The sequence below is a fragment of the Bradyrhizobium sp. 134 genome (assembly GCF_023074155.1).
GTDB lineage: Bacteria > Pseudomonadota > Alphaproteobacteria > Rhizobiales > Xanthobacteraceae > Bradyrhizobium.
Genome location: NZ_JADPKX010000006.1, coordinates 560,138 through 576,962 on the forward strand (window position 1 = coordinate 560,138; position 16,825 = coordinate 576,962).

Annotated in this window: 15 protein-coding genes; 8 read left to right on the forward strand and 7 right to left on the reverse strand. The window is 65.4% G+C overall.

Annotation, left to right across the window (positions count from 1 at the left end; translation table 11 throughout):
• Nucleotides 1-50 precede the first annotated feature (50 nt).
• Complete coding sequence (locus IVA75_RS03665; RefSeq protein ID WP_247286957.1) at nucleotides 51-917, forward strand: DUF3280 domain-containing protein; 867 nt, start codon at nucleotides 51-53, stop codon at nucleotides 915-917.
• Nucleotides 918-930: 13 nt separating this feature from the next.
• On the opposite strand, the gene IVA75_RS03670 is transcribed toward IVA75_RS03665, so the two are convergent.
• The 3 genes from IVA75_RS03670 to IVA75_RS03680 are packed head-to-tail and all read right to left on the reverse strand — an operon-like array spanning nucleotide 931 to nucleotide 3,968.
• Nucleotides 931-1,962, reverse strand: coding sequence for an L-idonate 5-dehydrogenase (locus IVA75_RS03670; RefSeq protein WP_247286956.1), 1,032 nt, complete (start codon nucleotides 1,960-1,962; stop codon nucleotides 931-933).
• Nucleotides 1,963-1,988: 26 nt separating this feature from the next.
• Nucleotides 1,989-2,756 carry an SDR family oxidoreductase gene (locus tag IVA75_RS03675; RefSeq protein ID WP_247286955.1) on the reverse strand — a complete coding sequence of 256 codons (768 nt, stop codon included), beginning with the start codon at nucleotides 2,754-2,756 and terminating at the stop codon, nucleotides 1,989-1,991.
• A gap of 12 nt (nucleotides 2,757-2,768) precedes the next feature.
• Entirely contained in the window at nucleotides 2,769-3,968 is a 1,200-nt protein-coding gene (locus IVA75_RS03680) for a mandelate racemase/muconate lactonizing enzyme family protein (protein WP_247286953.1), read from the reverse strand.
• Nucleotides 3,969-4,148: 180 nt separating this feature from the next.
• On the opposite strand from IVA75_RS03680, the gene IVA75_RS03685 reads away from it, so the two are divergent.
• Both IVA75_RS03685 and IVA75_RS03690 read left to right on the forward strand, forming a co-directional pair.
• Nucleotides 4,149-4,913: a GntR family transcriptional regulator gene (locus IVA75_RS03685; RefSeq protein WP_027567412.1), complete on the forward strand. Its 765-nt coding sequence runs from the start codon at nucleotides 4,149-4,151 to the stop codon at nucleotides 4,911-4,913.
• 25 nt (nucleotides 4,914-4,938) lie between these two features.
• Nucleotides 4,939-6,303: an MFS transporter gene (locus tag IVA75_RS03690; protein WP_027567411.1), complete on the forward strand. Its 1,365-nt coding sequence runs from the start codon at nucleotides 4,939-4,941 to the stop codon at nucleotides 6,301-6,303.
• Between the two features lie 71 nt (nucleotides 6,304-6,374).
• Here the strand turns inward: IVA75_RS03690 and IVA75_RS03695 are convergent, their stop codons facing one another.
• The 4 genes from IVA75_RS03695 to IVA75_RS03710 all read right to left on the reverse strand — a co-directional run bounded on the left by IVA75_RS03695 (nucleotide 6,375) and on the right by IVA75_RS03710 (nucleotide 12,012).
• The gene (locus IVA75_RS03695; RefSeq protein WP_247286951.1) at nucleotides 6,375-6,611 is read right to left on the reverse strand and encodes a hypothetical protein; all 237 of its coding nucleotides are present in this window, start codon (nucleotides 6,609-6,611) and stop codon (nucleotides 6,375-6,377) included.
• A gap of 98 nt (nucleotides 6,612-6,709) precedes the next feature.
• Nucleotides 6,710-7,960, reverse strand: a complete 1,251-nt coding sequence (locus IVA75_RS03700; protein WP_247286949.1) for an arsenic transporter — start codon at nucleotides 7,958-7,960, stop codon at nucleotides 6,710-6,712.
• 24 nt (nucleotides 7,961-7,984) lie between these two features.
• Nucleotides 7,985-9,280, reverse strand: coding sequence for an MFS transporter (locus tag IVA75_RS03705; RefSeq protein ID WP_247286947.1), 1,296 nt, complete (start codon nucleotides 9,278-9,280; stop codon nucleotides 7,985-7,987).
• A 254-nt stretch (nucleotides 9,281-9,534) separates the two neighbouring features.
• A complete protein-coding gene (locus tag IVA75_RS03710) occupies nucleotides 9,535-12,012 on the reverse strand; it encodes a PAS domain S-box protein (RefSeq protein WP_247286945.1) in 2,478 nt (825 codons plus the stop codon).
• 33 nt (nucleotides 12,013-12,045) lie between these two features.
• Here IVA75_RS03710 and IVA75_RS03715 point away from each other — a divergent pair, with 33 nt between their 5' ends.
• From IVA75_RS03715 to IVA75_RS03735, 5 genes are all read left to right on the forward strand, one after another.
• Nucleotides 12,046-12,231 carry a hypothetical protein gene (locus IVA75_RS03715; protein WP_247286943.1) on the forward strand — a complete coding sequence of 62 codons (186 nt, stop codon included), beginning with the start codon at nucleotides 12,046-12,048 and terminating at the stop codon, nucleotides 12,229-12,231.
• Entirely contained in the window at nucleotides 12,228-13,298 is a 1,071-nt protein-coding gene (locus tag IVA75_RS03720; RefSeq protein WP_247286941.1) for a putative zinc-binding peptidase, read from the forward strand. Before IVA75_RS03715 ends, IVA75_RS03720 begins: the two co-directional genes overlap by 4 nt.
• Nucleotides 13,299-13,482: 184 nt before the next feature.
• Entirely contained in the window at nucleotides 13,483-15,498 is a 2,016-nt protein-coding gene (locus tag IVA75_RS03725; protein WP_247286939.1) for an acetyl/propionyl/methylcrotonyl-CoA carboxylase subunit alpha, read from the forward strand.
• A 163-nt stretch (nucleotides 15,499-15,661) separates the two neighbouring features.
• Entirely contained in the window at nucleotides 15,662-16,528 is an 867-nt protein-coding gene (locus tag IVA75_RS03730; protein ID WP_247286938.1) for an isocitrate lyase/PEP mutase family protein, read from the forward strand.
• Nucleotides 16,525-16,824: an acylphosphatase gene (locus IVA75_RS03735; protein WP_027518495.1), complete on the forward strand. Its 300-nt coding sequence runs from the start codon at nucleotides 16,525-16,527 to the stop codon at nucleotides 16,822-16,824. The genes IVA75_RS03730 and IVA75_RS03735 overlap by 4 nt, the downstream gene beginning before the upstream one ends.
• Nucleotide 16,825: the final 1 nt, after the last annotated feature.

Genomic DNA, 16,825 nt, shown 5'->3' on the forward strand with positions numbered 1-16,825 from the left:
CTGATTGCGCCGTCCAGATTGGCGCGCCGCTCCGTCATACGAGGCACATTATGCACCTGCGCCGGTTGATCCTCTCAGTCTGTCTCCTCGTCGTCCTTCCGGTGTCTTATGCGCTGGCGGGCGCCGAGACCGCCATCGGCATCGCCATGGACGATTTCAGTTATACCGATACGTCAGCAGAGCCCGCCAACCAGACCGCCGCCCACGAGCGACGGCTGGCGGCCTTCATGGCCGCGCTCCGGCAAGATATCGGCGGAGATCGGCGCTACCGGCTCGTGCCGTCGGCCCAGGACGGCGCGGCGTTCAAGGTGATCGGCGGCATCCAGAAGACGAGCACGCTGGTGCAATGGGCCAAGATCGCCGTGATCGACGTCGGCGGCAGGAAGGTCGTGATGGACAAGCTCTACACCTTCCGGGGCGACAATGATGAATCATGGGAGCGCGCCGAGATCTTCGTGTCCCGCGAGATCATGGCCGCACTCGCCACGCCTGCGCCGATTGCCATGGCCGTCTTCGATTTCGAGCTAGAGGATACGACCGCCGCTTCGGCTGGCGCGCCGGCCACATCGGATGCGTCATATCTGGCCGAGGTCACCGGCAGCGTGCGCGAGGCGCTGGGTCAATCCGGCCGTTACCGCATCGTCGATGTCGGCGGCGAGGCGCTGAAGGCGCGTGCGTTGCGCGACTGCGACGGCTGCGAGGCGGCGATTGCGCAGAAGCTCGGCGCGGACCAGTCGCTGATCGGCGTGGTGCGGCGGGTCAGCCGCACCGAATACACGCTGGGCTTCCAGGTGCGCGACGCCAGGACCGGCGCGGTGCTCGCACGCGGCGACAGCGGCCTGCGCCTGGGCGCGGACTATTCGTGGAAACGGGGCGCGGTGCGGCTGGTCAGCGACCGGTTGATCGAGATCCAATAGCAGCGGTCCTCGCTCAGAACGTCAGCTGCACCTTCATCGACTGCGAGCGATCGCTGGCGAGCTCGAACGCTGCGACCGCGTTCTCGAACGGCATGGTCGCCGTGATCAGCGGCTTCACGTCGATCAGTCCGTCACCCATCAGCCGCACCGCCAGCTCGAACTCGGGATCGAAGCGGAATGTGCCGCGGAGCCGCAATTCCTTGGCGACGATGGAGTTGATCGGCAGCGTCATCTCGCCGCCGAGGCCGAGCTGCACCAGTATGGCACCGGGCCTCAGCACATCGAGTGCGGTGCGCAGTGCGGCCTGGTTGCCCGAGGCTTCGAACAGAGTATCGAACACACCTTTACCGGTCCGCCAGGGATCGAGCGCCGTGGCATCGGCCGCGACATTGATGGCGTGAGTGGCGCCAAGCTTCCTGGCGACCGCAAGCGGCGCGTCGGCAACATCTGTCACGACGATCTCGGCGGCGCCGCCGAAGCGCGAGACCAAAATCATCAGCGCGCCGATCGGGCCGCAGCCGGTGATCAGCACGCGCTTGCCGAGCAGGGGCCCGGCCTGCTTGCCGGCATGCAGGCACACCGCGAGCGGTTCGGCGACCGCGGCTTCCGCCAGCGACAGCTTGTCGGCGATCGGAACGGCCTGCGCCGCATCGACCGTGATGAATTCGCGAAAGCCGCCCTGCACATGGGGAAAGCGCATCGCGCTGCCGAGGAAGCGCATGTCGAGGCACTGGTTGCGCATACCCTCCTGGCAATGCAGGCACTGGCCGCACGGCTTGCTCGGATTGACCGCGACGCGGGTGCCCGGCTTCACGTTCGCGACGCCGTCACCGATGGCTGCGACCACGCCGGCGATCTCGTGCCCGAGGGCCATCGGCTGCTGGATGCGCACGACACCGAAGCCGCCGTGATGATAGTAGTGCAGATCGGACCCGCAGATGCCGCCGTTCGCGATCTTGACGCGGACTTCACCCGGACCGGGCGCTGCATCCGGATAGCTATCGATCCGCAGATCTTTCGGTGCGTGAATGACGACGGCGCGCATGGTTGGCTCCCTCAGCGTTTCGCGGCTCACATCGCAGCGATCATACCGCCATCGACATAGATGATCTGGCCGTTGACATAGGTCGAGGCATCCGACGCCAGGAAGATCGCTGCGCCCACCAGCTCGTCCGGTCGGCCCCAGCGCTTGGAGGGGACGCGGCCCATCAGCCAATTGTTGAAATCGGTGTTGTTGACCAGCGCCTCGTTCATGTCGGTCAACATGTAGCCGGGGCCGATCGCATTGGCCTGGATGCCGTGCTGGGCCCATTCCACCGCCATCGAGCGGGTCAGGTTCTTGATGCCGCCCTTGGCAGCGGTGTAGGGCGCAATCGTGGGACGCGCGAGCTCGCTGCCGAGCGAGCCGATATTGATGATCTTGCCGTGCTTGCGCGGGATCATGCGCTTGGCCGCCTCGCGGCCGATCACGAAGGCGCTGGTGAGGTTGGTCTCGATCACCTTGCGCCACTCGTCGGTGGTGAACTCCACCAGCGGCTTGCGGTGCTGGATGCCGGCATTGTTGACGAGGATGTCGACGGCGATGCCCTTGTTGTCGAAGTCGTTGAAGGCGGCGACGATCGCGGGCTCGTCAGTGACGTTGAAAGCGGCGCCTTCGGCCTGGTGGCCGGCGGCGCGAAACTCGGCGACGGCCTGCTCGACGCGCTTGGGATCGACGCCGTTGATGATCAGCCTGGCGCCGGCCTTGGCCATGCCTTCGGCGATGGCGCGGCCGAGGCCGCGGGAGGAGCCGGTCACGAGCGCGGTGCGGCCGGAAAGGTCGAAGAGGGCGGTGCTCATCTCAAAAGATCCTCAGATGTTGGAACGGCGCACGGTCAAATCGGAGCGGTCGAATACGGCGGGCAGAAGGTCGACGCCCAGCCCGGGGCCTTCCATCGGATAGACAAAACCGTCCTTGATCGTGGGCATGGTGGTCACGAGCTCATTGTACCAGCCCTTGTAGAAGGCGCGCACCGATTCCTGGATCAGCGTGTTGGGCTGGCTGAACGACATGTGGATGGCGGCGATGAAGCCGATCGGGCCGATGCAGTCGTGCGGCGCGAAGGGCCGGTGATAGGTCTCGGCCATCGCCGCGATCTTGCGGCCTTCCGTGAGGCCGCCGGTCCAGCACAGATCCGCCATCACCACGTGCATGGCGTCGCGGTCGAGCATGTCCTTGTAGGGAAAGCGCGAGCCGAGCGTCTCGCTGGCGCAGACCCAGACGTCGGTGCAGCGGGCGTATTCGGCCAGCGCCTGCGGCGAGTTCATCCGGATCGGGTCTTCGTACCAGGTTGGCTTGTAGGGCTCGAGCGCGCGCGCGATCTGTTTGGCGGTCGGCAGGTTCCAGAGCGAGTGAAGCTCGACCATGATCTCCATCTTGTCGCCGACCGCTTTTCGGATCTTCTCGAACGGCTCGATCGCCTGCTTCATCTGCGCGGCGGAGATGTAGAGACCCTTGTTCTCCTGCGCCGCAAGATCGAACGGCCAGATCTTCATGGCGGAGATGCCGCTCTCCAGCAGGTTTTCGGCGAGCGCATCGGCGTTGTTCATGAAGCCATCGAGGTCTTCGTAGGGCCCCTTGGAGCCACCGAGATTCCAATTCGCGACCGGGCTGATATTGTTGGAGCGGACATATCGGGTGCCGGCGCAGGTGTTGTAGATGCGCTGCTTGTCGCGGCAGAGGCCGCCGAGCATCTGGTGTACCGGCTGATTGCAGACCTTGCCGAACAGGTCCCAAAGCGCGATGTCGATTGCCGAAGCCGCGCGATATTCGACGCCGGTGGACGACTGCGCCATCGGCAGATTCAGCATGTCGCGATGGATCGCCTCGATATGAAGCGGATTGCGGCCGAGCAGGCGGTCGGCAAAGGTGTCGTGGATCTGCGCCTCGACTGCGCCGGCGCCGTAGAAGGTTTCGCCGAGACCGATCATGCCCGTGTCGGTGTGGACGCGCACCCAGATGACGTTGGAGAATTCTTCGGTGCGCAGCGTCTCGATCGACGTGATCTTCACGGCAATACTCCTCCCATCGCAGGCGCGCACAGCGCCGTCTTGTTGTCATTCTGCACCGCAGCATGGTGCGGGCACGCGCGGAGTCTTACGCTCGCTTGTAATATATCACAACATGTTTTAGGGATATCACGAACTAGGCGCCGCTCTGCAACGATGGCGCGGGCTGAGGGGGGAGACGACATGGCAACGCGCAAGCGCGCGCTCGAGGTGGTGAGGAACGACGACGGCGAGGGCAAGCCCTCCCGGCGCAACCGTCTCAACTTCTTCGAGCTCGCTTATCAGAGGATCGAAGAGCTGCTCGTCCATTGCGAGCTCAAGCCCGGCCAGTTCATGACGATGCTGGAATTGCAGCACATCACCGGGTTCGGCCGTACGCCGGTGCATCACGCCGTCAATCGTCTCTCCGCCGATACATTGATCATCATCCGTCCGCGCCACGGTCTGCGCATTGCGCCGATCGATCTGGCACGCGAACGCATGCTGCTGGCCTTGCGCCGCGACATGGAGCGCTTCGTGATCCGGCTTGCGGCCGATCGCGCCAGCCTCTCGCACCGCAATCAGGCGCTGCACATCGAGCGACTTTTGCGCGAGCGCCGCGCCAGTCTGACCCTCGACGAGTTCAATCATATCGACCGCCGCATCGACGCGCTGGTGCTGGAGGCGGCAGGCGAACCGTTTCTGGTGCACACGCTGCGCCCGTTGCACACGCTGTACCGGCGCATCGGCTACATCCACCACCGGTTCATGCCGGGACAGGCCGAGCTGTCAGGAACAATCGATCATCATCTGGCTATTCTTAATGCGGTTGCCAATCGTCGTGTCGAGGACGCGGTGAAGGCGAGCGATGCACTGATCGACTACATGGGCGAGATGTTCACCGGCATGGAGGTCGGGATCGACCCGCGCCTGCTCGATTGCAGCATCGAGCCGCTGCTTGGCACGTAAGAGAGTTTTGAAGAGAGGACCAAAGATGTCGACGATGGCGATGCCACAACCGACCGCGAGCGAAGCCGCGGTCCGCTATCTCATCACGAACTACAGTCCCAAGGGCAACAAGGTCGGCTGGCTGATGATGGCCTCGATCCTGGTCGAAGCCTGGGACCTCTATTCGATCGCCTTCGTGCTGATCTTCATCAAGGAGCAGTTCAATCCCGATCCGCTGATGCTGGGCCTGGCCGCGGCCGGTACGCAAGGCGGCGCCATGATCGGCGCACTGCTCGGCGGCTGGCTCTCCGACAAGATCGGCCGCCGCGTCATGTTCCTGGTGACGATGGTATTGTTCATCGTGCTGGCGCTGGCGCAGGCCTTCGTGCCCAGCGTCGGCTGGCTCGTCGTGATCCGCTTCCTGCTCGGCATTCCGCTCGGTTCGGACATCTCGACCGGCTACACCTACATCATGGAATCCATGGCCAAGGGTGAGCGCGAAGTCATGGGCAACCGCTGGCAGTTCATGTTCGCGGTCGGCGAGGTCCTGACGATCGGCGTCATCGTGATCTTCCTGCTGCTCGACATTCACCACGAGACGCTGTGGCGGGTGACGCTCGGCCTCGGCGCGCTGCCGGCGCTGATCATCCTGATCATGCGGCACGACGTGCCCGAGACGGCGGTGTGGCTGGTGCAGAAGGGACGCTACCGCGAGGCCAAGCAGGTGGCGCGCGAGATGTTCAACGACGATCTCGCCATGCTGCCGGACCATGACGTGGAGGTGCCCAAGGTCTCCACCCGCGCATTCCTCGCCGACCTCAAGAAGGATCCGATCCGCTGGCGCGCCACGATCTACGGCTGGATCGCCTGCTTCGCGCAAGCCAGCGAGTTCTCGACCTTCGCGTTCTACCTGCCGGTGCTCTTTGTCATGGTCGGCGTGTCCAGCGTGCTCGGCATCAATCTGGTGACGATGGCGCTGTTCTCCTTCGCCGCCGTGTCGGGCTGGGTCGGTCCGCTGCTGACGCCGAAGATCGGCCATCGCGGTATCTCGATCGCGGGCTTCTCGATCGTGCTGGTCTCGCTGCTGGTCGCAGCCTTCGCGCTCTACACCGACAACAAGATCCTGCTGCCGTTCGCGGCTGCCGCGATGCTGTGGGGCCATTATTGGGATGCGTCGAACTGCATGACGATCCCGACTATGGTCGCCAAGCCGAAATATCGCGGCACCGCCAGCGGCTTCGCCTACATGTTCGTGAAGCTGCCGTCGTTCCTGGCGATCTTCCTGTTCCCGACGGTGTTCGCTGCGATCGGGCAGGCGAACGCCACGCTGATGGTCGCGATCTTCCCGCTGATCGGATTGCTCGCCGCGATCTTCATCCTGCCGGAAGTCTACGGCTACGAGAACGACTGACGATGCGTTCCCGGTCGCTGCCCGCGATGGCCGCGATCGGGCTTTTCCCTTGGACGCGCCCGCGCGAACGGCTACGGGCTCAGGAAGATGGAATCGATCCCGGCGCCATGGCTGAGCAGGCCGATTGCCTGAAGCTGTGCGCTGTGCAGGTCGATCTCCACGATCGCGAACAGGGTCAGCAGCACCACGACCGAAAAGACCAATAGCGGGTGGGATGTTTGGCCCCGGCGCTGGTCCGTTGTGGTGAAGCCTTGAAACGTACGGCGCAGGGAGAAGCTCTGCGGCAATGCCTTCGACTGGATCTGCATGATGAACCTTCCTTGCCGCGCGGTATCAGGCCGCGCGACAAGGTGCAGTCTAGGGCCGGCGTCAGCGGCGACATTGATGCGCCGCAAACTGCGCGCGATTACCGGATCGCGGCCGTAAGCGCCGCGATCAGGGCGGGCGGCGTCACCAGCAGTCCGAGCTTCAGGAACGGCCAGGCGCCGACTTCGATCTTCTCCCGCCGCAGCGCCACCAGCCACAGGATGGTGGCGAGCGAACCGGTCACCGACAGATTGGGCCCGAGGTCGACGCCGATCAGGATGGCGCTCAGGACAGGTGCGGGCAAATGATCGCCGGCGGCGACTGAGCCTGCAACGAGGCCGACGGGAAGATTGTTGGCGATGTTGTCGGCGATCGCGGTGGCGATGCCGACGCTCCAGGCCGCCTTCGTCACGGATTGACCGACGGCTTCGTGCAGCAGCGCGCTGAGCTGCCCGATCACGCCGGTCTTGATCAGCGCTTCCACCATCACGAACAGCCCGCCGACCAGCGGTAGCACGCTCCAGGAGACGCCGCGCAGCACGGGTAGCGGCGATTGCCGGCTGAGCAGCAGCACGATGGCGGCCGTCGCCACGCCGCAGACGAAGGTCGGCAGGCCCAATTGCTTGTCCAGCGCGGAGGCGGTGACCAGCACGATGCCGATCGCCACGATGCCGATGGCCGTCAGCTTGCCGCCGCGGCCGAGCTTTGGATGCGGCACGCTGCGCGCGATCGTCTCTTCCTTCAGGGCGCGGTGCTGGGTCAGCCGCAGCACGACATAGGTCAGCAGGATCGAGGCCGCCGAGGGCAGGGCGAACAGGCGCAGCCATTCGGTGAGCTCGGGCATATGCGCCCCGAACACGACGAGATTGGCCGGGTTGGAGATCGGCAGCACGAAGCTTGCGGCGTTGGCGATGAAGGCGCAGACGAACAGATAAGGCAGCGGCTTGGCGCCGGCCGCGCGCGTCGCGGCATAGACGGCGGGCGTCAGCACGATCGCGGTGGCGTCGTTCGAGAGCAGCACGGTGACGAGCGTGCCGACGATGTAGATCAGCAGGAACAGCCGCTGCGGCGAGCCGCCTGCATATTCCACGGCGAGCGCTGCGAGATAGTCGAACAGGCCTTCGAGCCGCGCCAGCTCGGCGATCAGCATCATGCCGATCAAGAAAAGATAGACATCGACGCCTTTCTCGATGCCCGTGAGCGCATCCCGCCACGGCAGCAAGCCGAGCAGCACCAGTGCGCCGGCGCCAATGACGGCCCAGATCGCCTCCGGCAGGCGAAAGGGCCGTATGATGACGCCTGCGGTCGCGGCGACGATGATGCTCCAGGCCAGGATGGCGTCAGACGGCACGGTCGATCCTTGAGATGTGTCGGTTCATTCGGCAGCGATAGCGGAAGCCGCCGTCGCTGTCTTCCCCCGGGGGAGCGGATCGCCGTCTGCGATTTGCCGCGTCTCGGGCAGCGCGACAAAACAGACGGCGGCGCCGATTGCGGCCACCGCGCCGAGCGTGATGAAGGCCGCGCTGTAACCCGCGCCAACGACGACGAAGCCGGCGAGCGTCGTCGACAGCGCCGCGCCAATGCTCTGGGCGGTGATGACGGCGCCTTGCGCGACGTTGAACCGGCCGGTGTTGCGCATGAGGTCGGCGACGATGACGGGAAAGATCGCGCCAAAAATGCCGGCGCCGAAGCCGTCGAGAAGCTGCACGCCGACCAGCCAGAACGGATTGTCCGAAAGCGTGTAGAGCGCTCCCCGGAGCGGCAGGATCAGGAGCGCGGCGAGGAAGAAGCGCTTGTGGCCCCAGCGGTCGGCCTTCGCGCCGACCAGCGTCGCGAACGGCACCATCACCAATTGCGCCGCGACGATGCAGGCGGACATCAGGCTGGTACCCATGTTCTTGTCTTGCAAGGCGAGCTTTTGGCCGACCAGCGGCAGCATCGCGGCGTTGGCGAGATGAAAGAGCAGGACGCAGATCGCAAACACCAGCAGAGGACGGCAGGTCAGGAGTACGCTGAGAGCGGAGGCACGTTCAGGCTGCTCGTCCGCATCGGCGTCGTCGAGCCCGCGGGCAAGATCGTCATCGATGGCGCGGGCGGGGATTGCGAGGATGCTGACGAGGCTCGCGATCGCCATGGCGCCGAGAAGGAAGAACACGACAGTCGGTCCGAACCAATAGGCGGAGAGACCTGCGAGCCCGGCCGCGACAGCATTGCCGGCGTGATTGAACGTCTCGTTGCGGCCGATCCGCCGGGTGAAGGCGGCTTGGCCGAAGATGCCGAGCGAGACCGCGGCGATCGCCGGCGGAAACACCACGGCGGCGGCCTGCGCGATGCCTTGGGAGATCGCGACCGGCATGAAGCCGGGAAACAACGGCAGCGACAGCGAGGCGATCGTGACCATAATCGCGGCGATCACCATCACCAGCCGCTTGGACCGCGTCGCATCGACCAGCGCGCCGGCCGGCGTCTGCGCCACGATGCCCGCGATCGTCGCAATCGACATGACGAGGCCGATGCGCGCCTCGTCCCACCGCTGCTCGGTGAGGAGATAGACGGCGAGATAAGGCCCGAGCCCGTCGCGGACGTCGGCGAGGAAAAAATTCGCTGCATCCAACGCGCGGCCGGCACGCCTCGCCTGATCGGGGCCTTGATCGCGATTCCGGCTCGACATCGGTCCCTCGATCAAGGCTCAAATTCACCCCGGCAGCAACCGTTGTGATGCCGCCCTGGTTCCGCGCATCGGAGGGCTCCTCAAAAGTCGATTGCCGGCAGCACCGCGCCGGCGCCAGCGTGGTGGGGCCGAGTTTCAGCCGATGAATATCCGATGGGATGCCATTCAGCGGTCGTTATGCGGGCAACCGCACCCCAACATCCCGCCGTCGTCCCGGCCTGCGCCGGGATGACGTAGCGTTCTTGGATTTACACTCACCGCGTCACCGACGGCTTTGCCGTGATCGCCTTGCGCAGGATGCGCGACAGCAATTCCACCGAATACGGCTTCTGGATCAGCTCGAATCCGCGATCGGCGTTCTCGGCGAGAACGTTGCTGTAACCAGAGGTGAGCACGACGGGCAGGCCCGGATAGCGTTCGCGGATGATGCCGGCGAGCTCGACGCCGTTCATGCCGGGCATGATGACGTCCGAGAAGACGAGGTCGACGGCGAACTCGTTCTCGCCGAGGATGGCGAGCGCCGCATTGGCGTTGGCGGCGCGGCGGACGACATAGCCGAGGTCTTCCAGCAGCTCCGTGGAGAAGCGGCCGACCTCGTCGTCGTCTTCCACCACGAGCACGCGATAGCCGCGCCCGGTGGCCGCGGCCTCATAGGTCAGCGCCGCGGCTTCCTGAGCTGTCGCGGGGCTTTGCGCCCGCGGCAGATAGATGGTGAAGGTAGCGCCTTCACCATGCGTGCTCGTCACGGCGATGTCGCCCTCGGACTGCTTTGCGAAACCGAAGGCCTGGCTCAGGCCGAGGCCGGTGCCCTTGCCGACCTCCTTGGTGGTGAAGAACGGCTCGAAGATCGCCTCGATGTTTTCGGGCGCGATACCGCTGCCGGTGTCGGCGACCGAGATCGCGACATAGTCGCCGCCGCGCGCCGATTGCGCGCGCAGGTTAGGGATGCCCTGGACTTTCCGGACCGCAATGGTGAGACGGCCTTCGCCGTCCATCGCGTCGCGGGCGTTGATGGCGAGGTTGATCAGCGCGGTCTCGAATTGCGCGATATCGGCGACCGTGAAGCAGTCGCCATCGTGAACCTCCACCGCGATTTCAATGCGGCCACCGACCAGCGGCCGGACCAGTTGCGCGACGCCTTCAACCTGGCTGCCGACGTTGAAGATCTGCGGTTTCAGCGGCTGCCGGCGCGCAAACGCCAGCAGCTGAGCGGTCAGCTTGGAGGCACGTTCGACGGTGTCGGAGATGGCATCGACATAGCGGCGGCGGCGCTCCTCCGGCAGCTCGCGGCGGCGCAGGAAATCGGTGGCCGAGCGGATGATGGTGAGCAGATTGTTGAAGTCGTGCGCGACGCCGCCGGTGAGCTGGCCGATCGCCTCCATCTTCTGCGATTGCCGCAGCGCTTCCTCGCCGCGGCGGCGCTCGGTGATGTCGACTGCCTCGGGCACTGCGCCGGTGATGTTGCCGTGGCGGTCGAGCACCGGGCGCATGCCGAACTCGAAATCGCGCTCGCCGATGGGAAGGCGCAGGCGCATCTCCAGCCGCACGGCTTCGCCCTTGAGCACGGTGTCGAAGGCCTCGCGCACCCGCGCGCTCATGCCCTCCGTCGTGCTGAACCAGGGCGTCTGCCACAACGGCTTTCCAATCACGTCCGCAGGGCTCGCCTTGATGGCGTCGAGCACGGTCGTGTTGGCGTAAAGCAGCTCGCCCCTAAGATTGACGAGGCCCTGGTATTGGTTGCTGGTCTCCAGGATCGCGCGCAGCCGCGCCTCGTTGGATTCGAGCTCGGCGGTGCGCTCGACGATGCGTTCTTCCAGCGTCTCGTTGAGCTGCCGGAGCTCGATCTCGGCCTGCTTGGCCACCGTGATGTCATGAGCCACGCCGATGAAGCCGATATGCCTGCCGGTCGGGTCCCAGCGCGGCTGCGATTCCGAACGCAGCCAGCGCCATTCGCCGTCGGCGTTCTTGTAGCGGGCTTCCAGCACGAACGGCTTGAGCGATGCTTCACCCTGGACGGACTGCTGCAGCACATGCGGCAGGTCGTCCGGATGCAGCACCTTGCGCCAGTCGAAGGAGATGGCCTGGTCATAGGGCAGGCCGACGAAATCGACATAGGCCTGGTTGGCGAAGGACCGCGTGCGGTCGAGCTTGGTGACCCAGATCGGCACCGGCGCGCTGTCGGCGATCAGCCGGAAGCGCTCCTCGCTCTCGCGCAGGGTCTCGCGCACCAGCATCTGGTCGGTGACGTCGATATGGGCGCCCACGAGGCGGAGGGCGTGGCCGTCACGATCGCGCTCGATCTTGGCGACGACGCGGATCCAGCGGGTCTCGCTGTCGCTGGGACGGATGATGCGGTATTCGGCGGTGTAGTCCTCGCTGCTGCCGGACAGCGCATCGATGAAGTGCTTCACCGTAGCGTCCCGGTCGTCCGGATGAATGCGATTGATCCAGTCCTCGTGCGACTCGTCGGCGGCTTCCGGCGGCAGGCCGTGGAGCATCAGATATTCCGGCGAACGGCGGTTCTTGAAGCCTTCGCGGAAGTCGACTTCGAGACCGCCGACCTTGCCGATGCGCTGGATGCGCGCAAGCTCAGCTTCGCGTTCCTGGAGCGCGCGATAGGCGTTGTCGCGCTCGCGCGCGACGTCTTCCAGGTGCTGGCGCAGCCTTTCGGCGGCGATGGTCTCGGGCAAAGGATCGTTCAAGGCGTTGGCCGGGGTGATGCGAGAGCGCACGTGGCGGACGGATATTCACACAGACGAAGCGTGATGGCCATTGCCCAAAGGGTATATGGAAAGAAAGACGTCGCCGAATGCAGTGTGGTGGGCATGAAAGAACGCCGGGTCTGGCTATTTGTTCCGAACCTTGGAACGATGAGCCCTCCGCGCGCGTATCCGCGAGGCGCCGCAACTTTCATTCATAAAAACTTGCTTTCCGAAGAGGCTAAATCTTGAAGCTTTTTGTCTGCCAGGCCTGCGGCAACGTCATCTATTTCGAGAACCGCGCCTGCGAGCGCTGCGGCCACCGCGTCGCGTTCCTGCCGGAGAAGGAGACGATGTCGGCGATCGAGCCCGACGGAGAGGCCTGGAAGACGCTGGCGACCAAGGGCGAAAGCCGCATGCTGTGCAGCAATGCCGAGCATGATGCCTGCAACTGGCTGACTGATGCGGGTGATACCACCGGCTACTGCCGCGCCTGCCGCCATAACGGCGTCGTGCCGGACTTGTCGGATCCGGCGCAACTCGCCGGCTGGCGCGAGTTGGAGATGGCGAAGCACCGGCTGTTCTATTCCCTGATCCGCTGGAAGCTGCCGCTCCAGACCCGGCAGGACAATCCCGAACATGGCCTGATCTTCAATTTCCTAGCCGACGATCCGCAGAGCGGGCAGAAGGTCCTGACCGGTCACGACAACGGCCTGATCACGATCGCGCTGACCGAGGCCGACGACATCGAGCGCGAGCGGCGCAGGCTGGAGATGGGCGAGCCCTACCGGACGCTGCTCGGGCATTTCCGCCACGAGGTCGGGCACTATTTCTGGGACGTGCTGGTGCGCGACGGCGGCAAGCTGGACGAATGCCGTGCCGTGTTCGGCGACGATTCCACCGATTACGGCCAGGCCTTGCAGCGCCACTATGCCGAAGGCGCCCCGCCGGACTGGCAGCAGAACTACGTTTCTGCCTACGCGACGACGCATCCGTGGGAGGATTTCGCCGAGACCTGGGCCCACTATCTTCACATCGTCGACACACTGGAGATGGCCAGCGAGTTCGGCATGGAGGTGCGCCCCAAGGTCGATCGCGACGGGGAGTTGACGACGCGCATCCGCTTCAACCCTTACGAAGCGAGGGACGTCGAGGCGATCGTCAACGCATGGCTGCCCTTCACCTTCGCCATGAACAGCGTCAACCGCGCCATGGGCATGCGCGACCTCTATCCGTTCATCCTCTCGCCGGTCGTCGTCGAGAAGCTCGGCTTCATTCACGGCCTGGTCCGGAATGTGGGCAAGGCCGGGAAGCCGTAGGCCGCCCAGGGGCCCGCCAGAGCCGTTTCGGTCTAGCTTTGGTCTTGCGCTGGTACGCCAAAGGACCCGGATTTTGACCGTTGCCTCCGGCCTATTTTGATGTACCACGGGAGCCACACGGCCCGTCCCATAGGCTCCAACGGCCAGGGAAGGGTCCCGCCCAAGGTCGAGACTCAAGAAAAGCATGTTCAAACGCATTCTGATCGCCAATCGCGGCGAAATCGCCTGCCGGGTCATCAAGACCGCTCGCCGCATGGGAGTTCAGACGGTCGCGGTCTATTCCGAGGCCGACCGTGACGCCCTCCATGTCGAGATGGCCGACGAGGCCGTGCTGATCGGCCCGCCGGCTGCGGCCGAGAGCTATCTGGTGATCGAGAAGATCGTGGAGGCCTGCCGCAAGACCGGCGCCGAGGCCGTGCATCCCGGTTACGGCTTCCTGTCCGAGCGTGAGGCGTTTCCGCGCGCGCTGGAGGCGGCCGGCATCGTCTTCATCGGCCCCAACCCGGGCGCGATCGCGGCGATGGGCGACAAGATCGAATCCAAGAAAGCCGCCGCGAAGGCGAAAGTCTCGACCGTGCCCGGCTATCTCGGCGTCATCGAGGACGCCACGCACGCGGTCAAGATCGCCGACGAGATCGGTTATCCCGTGATGATCAAGGCCTCCGCCGGCGGTGGCGGCAAGGGCATGCGCATCGCGCATTCGACCTCCGAGGTCGCAGAGGGTTTCAACCTCGCCAAGGCCGAGGCCAAGGCCTCGTTCGGCGACGACCGGGTCTTCATTGAAAAGTTCATCGTCGACCCCCGCCATATCGAGATCCAGCTGCTGGGCGACAAGCACGGCAACGTGATCTATCTCGGCGAGCGCGAATGCTCGATCCAGCGCCGCAACCAAAAGGTCATCGAGGAAGCGCCGTCGCCGCTGCTCGACGAAGCCACCCGCCGCAAGATGGGCGAGCAGGCGGTCGCACTCGCCAAGGCGGTGAATTACGACTCCGCCGGCACCGTCGAATTCGTCGCGGGGCAGGACAAGAGCTTCTACTTCCTGGAGATGAACACGCGCCTCCAGGTCGAGCATCCCGTCACCGAGCTCGTCACCGGCGTCGACCTCGTCGAGCAGATGCTCCGCGTCGCCGCCGGCGAGAAGCTCGCGATCACGCAGAAGGACGTCACGCTGACGGGCTGGGCAGTGGAGTCGCGCCTCTACGCCGAAGACCCGTTCCGCAACTTCCTGCCCTCGATCGGGCGCCTGGTGAAATACCGACCGCCGGCGGAAGCGAGCCAGGACGGCATCACCGTGCGCAACGACACCGGCGTGCAGGAGGGCGGCGAAATCTCGATCCATTACGATCCGATGATCGCCAAGCTCGTCACCCACGCGCCGTCGCGCGCTGCCGCGATCGAGGCGCAGGCCACCGCGCTGGACTCGTTCTATGTGGACGGTATCCGCCACAACATCCCGTTCCTGTCGGCACTGATGCATCATCCGCGCTGGCGCGAAGGCCGGCTTTCGACCGGCTTCATCGCCGAGGAATTCCCCAAGGGCTTTGCCGTGCGCGCGCCGGAGGGCGAGGTCGCACGGCGGCTTGCCGCGGTTGGCGCCGCCATCGATCACGTGCTGGGCGAGCGCAAGCGGCAGATCTCGGGTCAGATGGGCGGCCGCATCGTGCAACGCGAGCGTCGCCGTGCGGTCTGGCTCGACCGCCAGGAGATCCTGCTGGAGGTCGCGCGCGAGGGCGAGGCGGTCGCGGTGCGTTTCGTCGATGCCGACGGCAAGGCCGGCAATCCGCATCTGTTGCAGTCGGCGTGGAAGCCGGGCGATCCGGTCTGGCAGGGCACCATCGACGGACACGTCGTGGCGGTGCAGGTGCGCCCGATCGCGAACGGCATTCGCCTCGCGCATCAGGGCGTCGAGGTGCCGGTCTATGTCTGGACCGAAGCGGAAGCAGCCTCGGCGCGGCTGATGCCGGTGACCACGGCTGCCGACACCGGCAAGAAGCTGCTTTGTCCGATGCCCGGTCTCGTGGTCTCGATCGCGGTGATCGAAGGGCAGGAGGTCAAGGCCGGAGAGACGCTCGCTGTGGTCGAAGCCATGAAGATGCAAAACGTGCTGCGCGCCGAGCAGGACGGCACCGTGAAGAAGATCCACGCCAGCGCCGGCGCGACGCTTGCGGTGGACGCGCTGATTTTGGAGTTTGCGTAACGTCATCGCGAGGAGCCACCGGGTCCGCGCGAAGCGCGGCCCGATGACAGGCTCTGCGACGAAGCAATCCAGTCTGTCTCTGCGGATACATTTCTGGATTGCTTCGCTTCGCTCGCAATGACGGAGTATGCTGCGGCCTCCGTGACCTAACAGAGACATCACCATGGCCTTTCGTTCCCGCCGCGAAAAACTGCGCTCGATCCTGTCGGGCGGGATTTGCGTCCATCCCGGCTCGGTCTACGATGCCATCTCGATCCGCATCGCCGAGGATCTCGGTTTTCCGCTCGGCATGTTCGGCGGCTCGGTGGCTTCGCTCGCGGTGCTCGGCGATCCCGACATCACGCTGATCACGCTCACCGAGCTTGCCGAGCAGATGCGGCGGATGTCGCGTGCGGCGGCACTTCCGGTGCTGGTCGATGCCGATCACGGCTATGGCAACGCGCTCAACGTGCGCCGCACGGTGCAGGAGCTGGAGACGGCGGGTGCCGCCGGCCTCACCATCGAGGACACGCTGCTGCCGGCTGGCTTCGGCGAAGCGAAGACGCAGCTGATCTCGCTGGAGGAGGGCGTCGGCAAGATGAAGGCGGCACTCGACGGCCGCGGCGACCCCTCGCTCGTCATCATGGGCCGCACCGGTGCGGCCTCGATCACCTCGATCGAGGATGCGATCCGCCGCGCCAGGGCCTATGAAGCTGCCGGCGTCGACGCTCTGTTCTTCACCGGCATCAAGTCGCGCGCCGAGCTCGAGGCCATCGCATCCGCCACGCGCCTGCCGATCGTGCTCGGCGGCGCGCCGGAGGAGTTGAACGTGCTCGAATACCTCGCTGGCCAGCGCGTGCGCATCGCACTTCAGGGCCATGCGCCGATCGCGGCCGCAACGCAGGCGGTCTACGAGACGCAGAAGGCGCTGCGCGACGGTACTGCGCCCAAGAATCTCAAAGGCCTGCCGTCGTCGGACTTGATCAGCCGCCTCACGCGCGAGGCCGACGTCAAGGCGCGCAGCGCCGATGTCCTCGGACTGACAAAATGAGCCGGGCGATCCTCCAGGTCATGATCCGCGGCCGCGTGCAGGGCGTCGGCTATCGTGCCTGGCTCGAGCATCAGGCGACGACCTGCGGTCTCGAGGGCTGGGTCCGCAACCGCCGCGACGGCAGCGTCGAAGCGCTGTTCGCAGGGCCGCCGAAGCACGTCGCCGACATGGTGGCGCTGTGCCGCCACGGCCCGCCGTCCTCGCGCGTCGACAGCGTCACCAGCGAGACGGCCGACGTCGATGAGCTGAACTTGCGCCGGGCAGGCGAGGCGTTCTCGGTGTTGCCGACGGTGTAGC

Excerpts from the sequence above, each read along its gene's own strand:
- IVA75_RS03685 (WP_027567412.1), top strand. The coding sequence starts at position 4,149 with ATGGCAACGCGCAAGCGCGCGCTCGAGGTGGTGAGGAACGACGACGGC.
- IVA75_RS03725 (WP_247286939.1), top strand. The coding sequence starts at position 13,483 with ATGTTCAAACGCATTCTGATCGCCAATCGCGGCGAAATCGCCTGCCGG.
- IVA75_RS03670 (WP_247286956.1), bottom strand. The coding sequence starts at position 1,962 with ATGCGCGCCGTCGTCATTCACGCACCGAAAGATCTGCGGATCGATAGC.
- IVA75_RS03690 (WP_027567411.1), top strand. The coding sequence starts at position 4,939 with ATGTCGACGATGGCGATGCCACAACCGACCGCGAGCGAAGCCGCGGTC.
- IVA75_RS03735 (WP_027518495.1), top strand. The coding sequence starts at position 16,525 with ATGAGCCGGGCGATCCTCCAGGTCATGATCCGCGGCCGCGTGCAGGGC.
- IVA75_RS03730 (WP_247286938.1), top strand. The coding sequence starts at position 15,662 with ATGGCCTTTCGTTCCCGCCGCGAAAAACTGCGCTCGATCCTGTCGGGC.
- IVA75_RS03715 (WP_247286943.1), top strand. The coding sequence starts at position 12,046 with ATGGCCATTGCCCAAAGGGTATATGGAAAGAAAGACGTCGCCGAATGC.
- IVA75_RS03675 (WP_247286955.1), bottom strand. The coding sequence starts at position 2,756 with ATGAGCACCGCCCTCTTCGACCTTTCCGGCCGCACCGCGCTCGTGACC.
- IVA75_RS03705 (WP_247286947.1), bottom strand. The coding sequence starts at position 9,280 with ATGTCGAGCCGGAATCGCGATCAAGGCCCCGATCAGGCGAGGCGTGCC.
- IVA75_RS03665 (WP_247286957.1), top strand. The coding sequence starts at position 51 with ATGCACCTGCGCCGGTTGATCCTCTCAGTCTGTCTCCTCGTCGTCCTT.
- IVA75_RS03695 (WP_247286951.1), bottom strand. The coding sequence starts at position 6,611 with ATGCAGATCCAGTCGAAGGCATTGCCGCAGAGCTTCTCCCTGCGCCGT.